Consider the following 11,900-nt stretch of genomic DNA (forward strand, 5'->3'; position numbering starts at 1 on the left):
ATGAGGGCCAGGGGGCGCAATTAAAGGGGCATCACTAGCATTCGCTAGAAGAGCCACTTTTTGTTCAGAATCGCGGTGGGATGACGCCTTTGGCCGCCACGTGGTCATGTCACCCACACGCGTTGCACCCCGCCGCTGTTTCTTTATCACCCACCCTGTCTTTCCTCCGAAAGCCCCCATGCCCTCGACCGAGCTGATTGGCTACCTTGCCGCCACGTTGACCACCTGCAGCTTTGTGCCCCAGGCCTGGCACACCTTCCGCACCCGCGATGTCAGTGGCATCTCGCTGGGCATGTACAGCGTCTTCACCACCGGGGTGGCGTTGTGGCTGGCTTATGGCATCGCCTTGCAGGCCTGGCCCATCGTGGTGGCCAATGCCATCACGCTGCTGCTGGCCAGCACCATCCTGGGTATGAAGCTGCGTTTTCGCCGCACGCCCGGCGGCTGAGCACGCCTCTGTCGCCTACGCGTCATGAAGGGCGGGGGTGCCGCGTTATCCCCTATGGATGCTGCACCGCAGGTGCGCGCACCATGCCTTCCTTTCTGGTCATCCACGAGGGATTTTCATGACACTGTTTCGCCTTTCCTGTGTGGCGGCTGCGGCCGCGTTGCTGGTCGCCTGTGGCGGCTCTGACGATTCCGTTCGCGGTGAGTTGATTGATCCGCCCGCCGTGGTCACCACCCTCACGGCCGCGCAGATCGACGCCACCACCGCAGCCAGCGGCCTGCAGGCCCTGAGCGGCAAGGCCAAGTGTGATGTGAAGGTGGTGGCGCTGAACTACCGCACGCCAGGCGTCAAAGAAGGCGAGATGAGCAACGCATCGGGCGTCATGCTGGTGCCCGGCGGCATGTGCTCGTCTGCCGCGCCGCTGGTGGCCAACGCCCGGGGCACCGAGGTGCTCAAAACCCGCACCCTGGCCAACCCGCAAGACGGCGAAACCTTCCTGCTGGCTGCCATGTACGCCGCCCAGGGCTATGCCGTGGTCGCCACCGACTACCTGGGCTATGCCAAATCCACTTACGCGTTCCATCCCTATCTGCACGCTGATTCGCAGGCCACCACCGTCATCGACTCGGTGCGTGCTGCCCGCAACGCCGCCGATGCAGTGGGCGCCAAACTCTCGGGCAAGGTGATGTTCACCGGCTATTCGCAAGGCGGCCACGCCTCCATGGCGGCCCACCGCGCTGCCGAGCGTGACCACGCCGGCGAGTTCAACGTGGTGGCGGGCGCGCATTTGGCGGGGCCGTACAACCTGTCGGGCTCGTTGCAGGTGCCGAGCGCGGTGGCAGGCGTGCAGTTCTTTGTGCCCATGATCGTCACTTCGTGGCAAAAGATCTACGGCAACATCTACGGTAGCCCTTCTGAAGCCTTCAAAGCGCCCTACGCCAGCTACATTGAAAACCTGCTGCCCACCCCCACGCTGACCTATACCACGTTGGTCACATCGGGCAAGCTGCCCGGCGGCACGCCCGATCAGGCCCGTGACGCGTTGTTCCAGCCCGCCTTCCTGACCGGGGCCCAGCAAGGCGGCAACAACCCGCTGTACCAGGCGGGCAAGAAGAACGACCTGCTCGGCTGGACGCCCAAAGCCCGTGTGCTGCTGTGCGGTGGCGCTGGTGACCCTACCGTGCCGCCTGCCGTGCACCAGGTGGTCATGAAGGCCGACTTTGACAAGCGCGGCGTGACCAACGTCACCTCGGTGGATGTGGATGCCGCCATTCAGGCCACCTACGGCCCTGATGGAAAAGCGCCGACCGATCCCACCTCGGCCGCCTTCGCCACCTATTACGGCAACTACCACGGCCGCTATGAGCCACCGCTGTGCCATGCCCAGGCGCGCGGCCTGTTCGACACGGTCAAGTAATCTGCCGCCACACCGCACGCTGCCACGATCAAGCGTGCGGGCAACAAAAAACCGACCCTGGGGTCGGTTTTTTTGTTGGAGGCCTGGGCCTGCCCAAAGGGCAGTGCCAGGCAGTCCGTGCGGCTTACCAGCGCGAACGCAGGCGGTCGTAAGCGTAGGTGCCAAACTGGCGCTGGGCCGAGGGCGTCAGGTACACCGAGTCTGCAAAAGCGTACTTGTCCTGGTTGGCGCTGGCCAGCAGGGTGGAGGTGGTGCACAGCGCAGAGTTCACCTTGCCTGCGCCAATGCCGATACCGTCGGTAGCGTCCACCGACGTGCACACGGCCTTGGTGGCGTTTTCAAAGCCGTAGGCCGATGGGCTGCTGGTGTACAGGTTCACGTAGTAGGCCAGGTCCACGTACAGCACGTTGGCGCCCAGGTCCACGATGCCCACGAGCAGGCCTTCGTTGAAGGCGCTGCTGGCCGAGTTCAGCACGGTGGTGCGGCCAATGTCGGTGGCCCAGGGGGTCTTGCTCAGGTCATAGGTGCCAGCCACCACAACGTACTTGGCGCCCGCGTTCACCAAGCGGCGAATCTGCGCAGCGAAATCGGTACCCGCCTGGCGCGAGGCCGTGATCATCTGCTCTGTGGTTATGGTACCGGCGTTCACGGCGGCCATGTTGGCAATCACATCGCTGATGCCGCCGTTGATCATCACCAGGTCATCGCCCGTGAAGGTGTTGCTGGCCAGGAAGCTGTCGATCTGCTCTTTCACCGTCAGCGTGGTGTTGCTGCCAGCGGCATCGGGCTTGGCCACGATGCGGGCATTGCCTGCGGCGTAGCTCTTGCCGCCAGCCGACGAGGCCGTGAGGGTCTTGCCATAGCCCGAAGCCACCTGCAGTGTCCAGTTGTTGACCGAGCCGTCGTTGACGGTGTAGCGCGTGCCCTTTTGGCCCACATCGCTCATGCCATCGCCGAAGGCAATCATGCGTTGCGGCGAGATGGCCGATTCGGTGGTGCTGGAACCGCAAGCCGCAAGCAGCGCTGCCGACGCACAGGCGGCGACCATCAAGCTGCGGCGCATCCAATTTGCTGCCATGTATTTCTCCAAAAAAGTGGGGGGTAGTTTAACGATGCCGAGTCAACGCATGTAAAGCGACTTCGGGAACCATACTTGCAATATTCGTGTTTCGGATCCGCGAGCTCTGCCACTGGCACTGTCGAGGCCAGCGGCCGCCGCGCAAGGGCCGCCCCGCCGCGCTGGCGGCGTCCCCCTGGGGGGAAGTCGCGAAGCGGCTCAGGGGGGGCTTCCAATCTATGCTGCCGCGGCGCGCTGCAACCGGTCGCGCACGCCTTCCCATTCAGGGGTGGCGGGCGGGGTTTCAATCCAGATCAGCTTCACGCCCTGGTCGTCAAAGGCGCGCAGCGCCGCGAACAGTTGCTGGGCGGCTGCGCTGGCGTCATCGGGCATGCGGCGCATGACCAGCTTGGACGACGGGGTGCGCAGCGCAGCGCGCGCATACACGGCCATGTGGGCGGCGTCGGCGCCCAGCAGGTCCAGCCCGGTTTGCAGGGCCTTGGCATCCATCAGCCGCACCTTGGCAGCCGGGGCGTAGTGCGCCTCCAGCGTGCCAGAGGCGCGCGGGGTGTGATGGGGCAGGTCTTCTTTGGACAGCGGCGCCATGCCGCAAGCCTGCTGGATCTGCTCGCGCGTGATGGCGCCTGGGCGCAGCAGCACGGGCACGCCCCGCGTGCAATCGACGATGGTGCTTTCAATGCCCACCTGGCACGGGCCGCCGTCCAGCACCAGCAGGGCCTCGCCCAATTCGTCCTGCACATGCTGGGCGGTGGTGGGGCTCACGCGGCCAAAGCGGTTGGCGCTGGGCGCTGCCACGCCCCACACGGGGGCATCTGAGGGCACGGCCGCATCGCTTGGCGCGGCGCAGGCCACCAGCAGCGCGTGCGCCACCGGGTGGGCCGGGCAGCGCAGGCCCACACTGTCCTGCCCGCCCGTGGCGGCCGTGGCCACGCCGCTCAGGCGCGGCAGGATGAGGGTGAGGGGGCCGGGCCAGAACGCATCGACCAGTTTTTGCGCAAACGCGGGCACGTCGCTGGCAAAGTGGGCAATGCCTGCGGCGTCGGCCACGTGCACGATCAGCGGGTGGTCGCTGGGGCGGCCCTTGGCTGCAAAAATCTGCGCCACGGCAGCGTCGCTGCTGGCGTCGGCGGCCAGGCCGTACACGGTTTCGGTGGGCATGCCCAGCAGCGCACCGCTGCGCAGGGCCCGCGCGGCGGTGGCGATGGCCGAAGGATCGTTGCCGTCAAGGATCATGGTCAGAACGCGTCAATGCCCAGCAGGGCTGCCGCCTTCAGGGCGGTTGCGCGCGCTGCTTCGGGCGTGGCGGCGGTGATGTTCAGGTGCCCCATCTTGCGGCCGCGCTTGGCGTCGCGCTTGCCGTACAGGTGCAGGTGGGTGCCGGGCAGGGCCAGTACCTGTGCCCAGGGCGGGGTCTGCGCCGCCTCGCCGTGGGCAAACCACAGGTCGCCCAGCAGATTCAGCATGACGGCGGCGCTGTGCTGGCGCGGCTGCGTGAGCGGCAGGCGTGCCATGGTGCGCACCTGCAACTCAAACTGCGACACGTCGCAGGCGTTCTGGCTGTAGTGGCCACTGTTGTGGGGGCGCGGCGCAATTTCGTTGACCACCAGGCTGCCGTCTTGCAGCACAAAGAACTCCACGCACAGCACGCCCACATACTGCAGGCCTTCTGCTACAGATTTTGCAGCTGCTACCGCTTGTGCAGCAAGCGCTGGAGGCAGATTCCCTTCATAAACCTCGGTCACCGCCAGAATGCCATCGCGGTGCAGGTTGCGCTGCACGGGCAGGTGCACCATGGCGCCGTCCGCGCCGCGCGCCACGATCACGGAGCATTCGAGCTGCAGGGGCAGCATCTTCTCCAGCACGCAGGGTACTTGGCCGACGGAATCCCAGGCAGCAGCCAGCTCGGCCGGCGTCTTCACGCGCACCTGGCCCTTGCCGTCGTAGCCCATGCGGGCGGTTTTCAAAATGCCGGGCAGCAGGTCGGGCGATACCGCGGCCAGTTGTTCGGCCGTCTCAATCACCGCATAGGGCGCGCAGGGCACGCCGCAGGCCACAAAGTGCGCCTTCTCGCGTGCGCGGTCTTGCGCTACCGACACCGCACTGGCGGCGGGCGACACGGGGCGTTGCGCTGCCAGGGCCGCGAGCGCAGCGGCGGGCACGTTTTCAAATTCGGTCGTCACCGCATCGGCCACGCGGGCCAGCTCGGCCAGGCCCTGCGGGTCTTCGTAGGCGGTGTGGATGTGGTGGTGGCTCACCAGCCCGGCGGGGCTGGTCGGGTCGGCATCCAGCACGGCGGTGAAGTAGCCCATGGCTTGCGCCTGGTGCACAAACATGCGGCCCAGCTGGCCGCCGCCCAGCACGCCCAGGGTCGATCCTGGCAAGAGGGGTTGGTTGGGGCTCATGCGGCGGGTGGCAATGTCATGTTGCGGGCCACTTCCGTCTGCTCGGCGCGGAAGGCTTCCAGGCGCTGGCGCAGTTCGGGGTTTTCGTTGGCCAGCAGGGCTACGGCAAACAGGGCGGCGTTGGCGGCGCCTGCAGTGCCAATGGCAAACGTCGCCACGGGAATGCCCTTGGGCATTTGCACAATGCTGTGCAGCGAGTCCACCCCTTGCAGGTGGCGGCTGGCCACGGGCACGCCCAGCACCGGCACGGTGGTCTTGGCGGCGATCATGCCGGGCAGGTGGGCAGCACCGCCCGCACCGGCGATGATGGCCTTCAGGCCCCGGCCTGCGGCGGCTTCGGCGTAGGCAAACATGTCGTCGGGCATGCGGTGGGCCGAGACCACGCGGGCCTCGTGTGCAATGCCGAACTGCTCAAGAATTTGCACTGCGTGCTGCATGGTGTCCCAGTCGCTGCTGGAACCCATGACGACGCCGATCTGGATGGGTTTCATGGTGTGTGGGGGTGGCGCTGCGGCCGCATGGCGCAGCCGCTCGCAATGGATGGAACCCGCGATTTTACTTTTTGCGTCCCCCCACGGCACATCCGGTCACAGGCTTGGGCCAAAATAGCGCGAACTCGCCTTTGAAAGGGCCCTGCCGGCCCGCTTTTTGCCCATGATCGACATCACCGTAGAGAATTTTGAAACCGAGGTGGTTGCCGCCTCGATGACCGTGCCCGTGCTGGTGGACTTCTGGGCGCCCTGGTGCGGCCCCTGCAAGTCGCTGGGCCCGGTGCTGGAAAAGCTCGAAGTGGAATACGCCGGCCGCTTCAAGCTGGCCAAGATCGACTCAGACCAGCAGCAGCAACTGGCCGCCATGTTCGGCATCCGCAGCATTCCCACCTGCGTGCTGCTCAAGAACGGCCAGCCCGTGGACGGCTTCATGGGCGCGCTGCCCGAGGGGCAGGTACGGGCCTTCCTCGACAAGCATGTGCCCAGCGAAGGCGCGCTGGAGGCCGAGGCCGATGTGGACGAGGCCCACGAACTGCTGGAGTCTGGCGACACCCAGGCGGCGCTTTCCAAGATGGCCGATGCCCTGGCCGCCGACCCCACCAACGACGACGCCCGCTTTGACTACGTGCGCCTGCTGATTGCCACCGGCGGCTACGAAGAGGCCGACGCCCTGCTGCAGGAACCCCTCAAGCGCATTCCCCAGCCGCTGCGCTTCGATGCGCTGTGGCGCTGGCTCGATGCCCTGCAGTTCGTGCAGAACGATGACCGGGGCAACTGGCCGCTGGAGCAATTTGACGCCCTGATTGCCCAGAACAAGCGCGACTTCGACACCCGCTTTGCCAAGGCCCGCGTGCTCATGGCCGAGGGAGAATGGGCGGCGGCCATGGAAGAGCTGCTGGAAATCATCATGCGCGACAAGACCTGGAACGCCGAGGCGCCGCGCAAGACCTATGTGGCCATTCTGGAGCTGCTCACTCCGCCCCAGTCCAAGCCCGACCCCGCTGCTGCTGGCAAGACGGCTGCGGGCATTGAACTGGTGGGCAAAACCACCGTGGAGCAGGACGAAACCACGGCCATGCTCAACGCCTACCGTCGCAAGCTCAGCATGGCGCTGAACTGAGACCCTGGGGCCTCGCCCGCGCGCTCACAAAAAAAGGAGGCATCGCCTCCTTTTTTGTTGCCGGGTTTCAGCGCGCTGGTGCTATGAAATCAGAAGCGGCTTGCGCTTGTTGGTAGCTATATTCCAATAGAAATCGGCCACGAAGTCACGCCAGTAAAGCGCAAGATGCTATCAATTAATGAGTATCAGGCGGTGAGGCGCTCCAGCGCCTCGCGGTACTTGGCCGCCGTTTTTGCGATCACTTCCTGGGGCAGGCGTGGCGCCGGCGCGGTCTTGTCCCAGGGCTTGCCGTTCACTTTGGCCTGCTCCAGCCAGTCGCGCACAAACTGCTTGTCGTAGCTGGGGGGGTTGGCGCCAGCGGCCAGGGCGGCTTCGTAGCCTTCCACGGGCCAGTAGCGCGAGCTGTCGGGCGTCAGCACCTCGTCCATCAGCACCAGCGTGCCATCGGGGGCCAGGCCAAACTCGAACTTGGTGTCGGCAATGATCATGCCCTTGGTCAGCGCAATCTCGGCTGCTGCCTTGTAGATGGCGATGCTCAGGTCGCGGATGCGGGTGGCCAGGTCCAGGCCAATCATCTCCACGGTGCGCTCGAAGGTGATGTTCTCGTCGTGCTCACCCACGGCTGCCTTGGCAGCGGGCGTGTAGATGGGCTCGGGTAGCTTGGCCGCGTTGGTCAGGCCTTCGGGCAGCGGCACGCCGCAGACCGAGCGGCTTTCCTGGTATTCCTTCCAGCCGCTGCCAGCCAGGTAGCCGCGCACCACGGCCTCCACCGGGATGGGCTTCAAGCGCTGCACCAGCATCGAGCGGCCGCGCACCTGGGCCACTTCCTCGGGCTTGACCACGCTTTCCGGGGCATCGCCTGTGAGGTGGTTGGGGCAGATGTGGCCGAGCTTGTCGAACCAGAACAGGGCCATCTGCGTGAGCAGCTCGCCCTTGCCGGGGATGGGCTCGCCCATGATCACGTCAAAGGCCGAGAGGCGGTCGCTGGCGACCATGAGGATGCGGTCGTCGCCCACGGCGTAGTTGTCACGCACCTTGCCGCGAGCCAGCAGGGGCAGCGATGTGAGGGCAGAGGTGTGCAGGGCGGGGTTGCTGGGCTGGGTCATGGTTTCGATGGTGGCAATCAACGCGCCAGGAACGTGGCGTACGAAGGCAAGGCAAGCTCGCGGGCGCCCGGAGGGCTGGCATCGCAAGCGGCCAGATTTTACGCGGCTTGCCTGCTCTCGCGGCTGCAGTGGCGCGCGGTCTGTGCGGGGTGGGGTGTTGGGGGAGGATGCGTGACTACGCGAGTGGTCGGCGGCATGGTGCAGTTTTGAGCCGACTTCAGCATTGTGCGGGGTTTTTTGGCGTTTGGCACCTTGGGCCTGATAACCCGGTACAGCACAGCGGAATGGGATTGCATTTCAGACGGTGCAGAGGCATAGTGAACTCACGCCAACGGATGCATCCAGTTCGCCGGGCCGCCACTCTGATCCAGTGCGGCATATGTTTCACCGAGAGCACAGGAGACCTATTTATGAATCTGACGATCAGCGGGCACCACCTCGAAGTTACCCCTGCCTTGCGCAATTACGTCACCACCAAGCTCGATCGGATCACTCGCCATTTTGACCAGGTGGTGGACGTCAAGGTACTGCTGACAGTAGAGAAACAGAAGGAGAAGGAAAAGCGCCAACGTGCTGAATGCAACATCCATGTCAAAGGCAACGATTTGTTTGCAGAAAGCGCCCATTCAGACCTGTACGCTGCTGTGGATGAACTCGTAGACAAGCTGGACCGCCAAGTGGTGCGCCACAAGGATCGCCTGCAAGACCACCACCACGAAGCTGTGAAGCGTGAGTTGCAAGTCTGACGCCACTGCCTGATTGGCATTCGCACAGCAACCGCCCCCTGGGGGCGGTTTTTTTGTGGTGCGCCCAGCATGGGCGCACACCTGCGGGTGCAAGTCCTGCTGCGAGCTGGTCACAGTGAGCAAAGTGAAGCGCAACTGCATGAGGGTGACCGAATGTGGGGAGGAAGCGTGGAGCGTAAATCGTGAGCCGATGAACAAGAACCGCATAGAAGGCGCTGCCGAGCAGGGTGAGTGGGCCATTTACCACGAAGCTCTTGTGACCAAGGCTTGGGCGGCGTAGATGCGGCGGTTGTGCGATGAAGGTGTGCGACCCTTACCTGGGGAGATCTCGCCTTGTGCCTGAAAGGGTGACGGTTATGCCGTAGCGAGAAGTCAGCAAAGGTCGTAGTAGTGCAAGTCCGAAACCCGAAGGGGAGGTGTGGCGAGCACGAAGGGCCGAACGAGAGTGAGTGAACGAGGACACGTGTGATGTCAAAGGCCATGCGTCAGATGCCAGGGCGACCTGGGCGGGTGAGCGCAGCGCACGGTGAAGCCGTGCGTGATCTCATCAGCGACGAAGCCAGCGGCCCGCCGCGTGAACACCCGGACACAGGGTCGGCAAGGCAGCCTGCAGGCACAGGTGGCTTGCTGGAAGCGGCGCTGACGAGACAGAACCTGCAACTGGCGTGGAAACGGATCAAGGCCAACAAGGGCGCAGCCGGGGTGGACGGGCTCGACATCGAGCAAACCGCCCAGGTGATACGCCAGAGATGGCCCGACATACGCCAAGCGCTGTTGCAAGGGCGCTACCGGCCCAGCCCGGTACGCAAGGTGATGATTCCCAAACCTGACGGCAGCCAGCGCGAGCTGGGCATCCCGACGGTGCTGGATCGGCTGATCCAGCAGGCACTGCTACAAGTGCTGCAGCCGCTGATAGACCCCACCTTCAGCGAACACAGCTACGGGTTTCGTCCCGGTAGGCGTGCACATGACGCAGTCAAGGCTGCGCAGACGTACGTCCAATCGGGCAGACGCGTGGTGGTGGACGTGGACTTGGTCAAGTTCTTTGACCGGGTCAACCATGACATCCTGATCGACAGGCTCAAGAGGCGCATAGACGACGCTGGCGTCATCCGGCTGGTGCGAGCGTACCTGAAAGCCGGGATCATGGATGACGGGGTGGTGGTCGAGCGCCATCTGGGCACGCCGCAAGGCGGGCCGCTATCCCCATTGCTGGCCAACGTGCTGCTTGACGAAGTAGACAAGGCGCTAGAGGCGCGGGGCTGCAGCTTTGCGCGCTACGCTGACGACTGCAATGTCTACGTGGGCAGCACCAAGGCCGGCGAGCGGGTGATGGCCTACCTCAGGAAGCTATACGGCGGCCTGAAGCTTGAGGTCAACGAAGCCAAAAGCGCGGTGGCCTCAGCCTTCGGGCGCAAATTCCTGGGTTATGCGCTGTGGGTGGCCAAGGGCAAAGAAGTCAAATGTAAGGTGGCCGCCAAGCCGCTGCAAAACTTCAAGGCCCGCATCCGGCAACTCACACGCCGCTCGGGCGGGCGCAGCATGGAGGAGGTCGTTGACAAACTGCGGCCCTACCTGCACGGATGGAAGGCGTACTTTGGGTTGGCGCAGACACCCGGGGTCTGGCGGGAGCTGGACGAATGGCTGCGCCACCGACTGCGAGCCATCCAGCTGCGGCACTGGAAGCGATCCAGGACGATCTACCGGGAACTCAAGGCACTGGGGGCGTGCGACGATGTGGCCAACCAAGTGGCGGGCAACTGCCACCGTTGGTGGCGCAACAGCAATGGAGTCATCAGGCGCGTGCTGACGATTGCGTACTTCGACTGGCTGGGAGTGCCCAGGCTGTCCTGACCTCAAACTCTCGAACCGCCCGGTGCGGACCCGCATGCCGGGTGGTGTGGCAGGGGCGCCTCCTATCAGGGAGGCCCCCTATGCCGATGGCCACGTTCCGTTACTCAGGGTTTTTGCCAGTGTGTGCATAATTGTTACTGTGACCATGAACCGACTCGCCTCTATCCTCCCCGCCGCTCAAGTCCTTGTGAGCGTGGACGCCACCAGCAAAAAGCGTGCTTTTGAAGAAGCGGGGCTGCTCTTCGAGAGCCAGCACGGGCTTTCGCGGGCGCTCATTACAGACAGCCTGTTTGCCCGGGAGCGACTCGGATCGACGGGGCTCGGACATGGTGTGGCCATTCCCCACGGGCGCATCAAAGGCCTGAAGGCACCCATGGCGGCGGTATTTCAGCTGCTGCAGCCCATCGGTTTTGATGCGCCGGACGAAATGCCGGTCAGCCTGCTGATTTTTTTGCTGGTGCCAGAAGCTGCCACACAAAAGCACCTGGAAATCCTCTCTGAAATTGCCGAGCTGCTCAGTGATGCCAGCTTGCGCGAGCGCCTCAAAGCCTCTGTGGACGCTGCCGAGTTGCACGGCATGATTGCCGGCTGGCAGTCCACCCAGGCTGCCTGACATCGCCGGTCTGAACGGCGTATTCTTTGTTCCACCCAACGCCCTCACGCCGTGAAACCTAACGTAGTCAGCGCTGACGTACTGTTTGAAGAATTCCGTGCTTCCCTGAAATGGGAATGGGTGGCTGGCCTGGGGGCGTCAGAGCGCCGCTTCGATGAAGTGGCCGTGCGTTCTGCCCGCTCAGGCGCAGACCTGGTGGGTTACCTCAACTACATCCACCCCTACCGCGTGCAGATTCTGGGCGAGCGCGAGATTGCGTACCTCAGCAACGCATCGCCCGACGACTGCAAGCGCCGTATTGCCCGCATCGTGACCCTGGAGCCGCCGGTGCTGGTGCTGGCAGACAACCAGGTTGCGCCCGACGCCCTGGTCTCTATGTGCGAGCGCGCGCAGATTCCGATGTTCTCCACGCACGAGTCGTCGGCGTTCGTCATCGATGTGCTGCGTGCCTACCTGTCCAAGCACTTTGCCGATCGCACCACCATGCACGGCGTGTTCATGGACATTCTGGGCCTGGGCGTGATGATCACGGGCGAATCCGGCCTGGGCAAGAGCGAGTTGGGCCTGGAGTTGATCTCGCGCGGCAATGGCCTGGTGGCCGACGATGCGGTGGATCTGTACCGCA

The 11,900-nt window shown here is 64.4% G+C and carries 11 protein-coding genes and 1 pseudogene; 7 read left to right on the plus strand and 5 right to left on the minus strand.

Annotated elements, in window-relative coordinates; genetic code table 11:
* The first annotated feature begins 178 nt into the window (after positions 1 to 178).
* Both AADJ04_RS15560 and AADJ04_RS15565 read left to right on the plus strand, forming a co-directional pair.
* Entirely contained in the window at positions 179 to 448 is a 270-nt protein-coding gene (locus AADJ04_RS15560) for a SemiSWEET transporter (protein ID WP_198846873.1), read from the plus strand.
* A gap of 118 nt (positions 449 to 566) precedes the next feature.
* A complete protein-coding gene (locus tag AADJ04_RS15565) occupies positions 567 to 1,865 on the plus strand; it encodes a lipase family protein (protein WP_341240168.1) in 1,299 nt (432 codons plus the stop codon).
* A 124-nt stretch (positions 1,866 to 1,989) separates the two neighbouring features.
* On the opposite strand, the gene AADJ04_RS15570 is transcribed toward AADJ04_RS15565, so the two are convergent.
* The 4 genes from AADJ04_RS15570 to purE form a co-directional block, all read right to left on the minus strand.
* A complete protein-coding gene (locus AADJ04_RS15570; protein WP_341240169.1) occupies positions 1,990 to 2,943 on the minus strand; it encodes an SGNH/GDSL hydrolase family protein in 954 nt (317 codons plus the stop codon).
* A gap of 216 nt (positions 2,944 to 3,159) precedes the next feature.
* Positions 3,160 to 4,176, minus strand: a complete 1,017-nt coding sequence (locus tag AADJ04_RS15575; protein ID WP_341240170.1) for an L-threonylcarbamoyladenylate synthase — start codon at positions 4,174 to 4,176, stop codon at positions 3,160 to 3,162.
* Positions 4,177 to 4,178: 2 nt separating this feature from the next.
* Entirely contained in the window at positions 4,179 to 5,345 is a 1,167-nt protein-coding gene (locus AADJ04_RS15580; protein WP_341240171.1) for a 5-(carboxyamino)imidazole ribonucleotide synthase, read from the minus strand.
* Entirely contained in the window at positions 5,342 to 5,836 is a 495-nt protein-coding gene (purE, locus tag AADJ04_RS15585; protein ID WP_066787403.1) for a 5-(carboxyamino)imidazole ribonucleotide mutase, read from the minus strand. Before purE ends, AADJ04_RS15580 begins: the two co-directional genes overlap by 4 nt.
* A 163-nt stretch (positions 5,837 to 5,999) precedes the next feature.
* Between purE and trxA the strand changes: the two genes are divergently transcribed.
* Positions 6,000 to 6,956 (plus strand): thioredoxin, encoded by a 957-nt coding sequence (trxA, locus tag AADJ04_RS15590; protein ID WP_066691333.1) that lies wholly within the window; start codon positions 6,000 to 6,002, stop codon positions 6,954 to 6,956.
* Between the two features lie 185 nt (positions 6,957 to 7,141).
* Here the strand turns inward: trxA and AADJ04_RS15595 are convergent, their stop codons facing one another.
* Positions 7,142 to 8,062 carry a phosphoribosylaminoimidazolesuccinocarboxamide synthase gene (locus AADJ04_RS15595; protein WP_044399082.1) on the minus strand — a complete coding sequence of 307 codons (921 nt, stop codon included), beginning with the start codon at positions 8,060 to 8,062 and terminating at the stop codon, positions 7,142 to 7,144.
* Between the two features lie 410 nt (positions 8,063 to 8,472).
* Between AADJ04_RS15595 and raiA the strand changes: the two genes are divergently transcribed.
* From raiA to AADJ04_RS15615, 4 genes and pseudogenes are all read left to right on the plus strand, one after another.
* A complete protein-coding gene (raiA, locus tag AADJ04_RS15600) occupies positions 8,473 to 8,808 on the plus strand; it encodes a ribosome-associated translation inhibitor RaiA (protein ID WP_044399058.1) in 336 nt (111 codons plus the stop codon).
* 468 nt (positions 8,809 to 9,276) lie between these two features.
* Positions 9,277 to 10,662 carry a group II intron reverse transcriptase/maturase gene (ltrA, locus tag AADJ04_RS15605; RefSeq protein WP_066691875.1) on the plus strand — a complete coding sequence of 462 codons (1,386 nt, stop codon included), beginning with the start codon at positions 9,277 to 9,279 and terminating at the stop codon, positions 10,660 to 10,662.
* 145 nt (positions 10,663 to 10,807) lie between these two features.
* A complete protein-coding gene (locus AADJ04_RS15610) occupies positions 10,808 to 11,275 on the plus strand; it encodes a PTS sugar transporter subunit IIA (protein ID WP_044399059.1) in 468 nt (155 codons plus the stop codon).
* A 51-nt stretch (positions 11,276 to 11,326) separates the two neighbouring features.
* Positions 11,327 to 11,900, plus strand: a pseudogene (locus AADJ04_RS15615) (HPr kinase/phosphorylase); the annotation flags it as partial.

The sequence above is a fragment of the uncultured Acidovorax sp. genome (assembly GCF_964021665.1).
Lineage (GTDB): Bacteria > Pseudomonadota > Gammaproteobacteria > Burkholderiales > Burkholderiaceae_C > Acidovorax > Acidovorax temperans.

Coding starts and splice junctions, on each gene's coding strand:
- purE (WP_066787403.1), bottom strand. CDS start 5,836: ATGAAACCCATCCAGATCGGCGTCGTCATGGGTTCCAGCAGCGACTGG.
- AADJ04_RS15595 (WP_044399082.1), bottom strand. CDS start 8,062: ATGACCCAGCCCAGCAACCCCGCCCTGCACACCTCTGCCCTCACATCG.
- AADJ04_RS15570 (WP_341240169.1), bottom strand. CDS start 2,943: ATGGCAGCAAATTGGATGCGCCGCAGCTTGATGGTCGCCGCCTGTGCG.
- ltrA (WP_066691875.1), top strand. CDS start 9,277: ATGTCAAAGGCCATGCGTCAGATGCCAGGGCGACCTGGGCGGGTGAGC.
- AADJ04_RS15565 (WP_341240168.1), top strand. CDS start 567: ATGACACTGTTTCGCCTTTCCTGTGTGGCGGCTGCGGCCGCGTTGCTG.
- AADJ04_RS15575 (WP_341240170.1), bottom strand. CDS start 4,176: ATGATCCTTGACGGCAACGATCCTTCGGCCATCGCCACCGCCGCGCGG.
- AADJ04_RS15610 (WP_044399059.1), top strand. CDS start 10,808: ATGAACCGACTCGCCTCTATCCTCCCCGCCGCTCAAGTCCTTGTGAGC.
- trxA (WP_066691333.1), top strand. CDS start 6,000: ATGATCGACATCACCGTAGAGAATTTTGAAACCGAGGTGGTTGCCGCC.
- AADJ04_RS15560 (WP_198846873.1), top strand. CDS start 179: ATGCCCTCGACCGAGCTGATTGGCTACCTTGCCGCCACGTTGACCACC.
- AADJ04_RS15580 (WP_341240171.1), bottom strand. CDS start 5,345: ATGAGCCCCAACCAACCCCTCTTGCCAGGATCGACCCTGGGCGTGCTG.
- raiA (WP_044399058.1), top strand. CDS start 8,473: ATGAATCTGACGATCAGCGGGCACCACCTCGAAGTTACCCCTGCCTTG.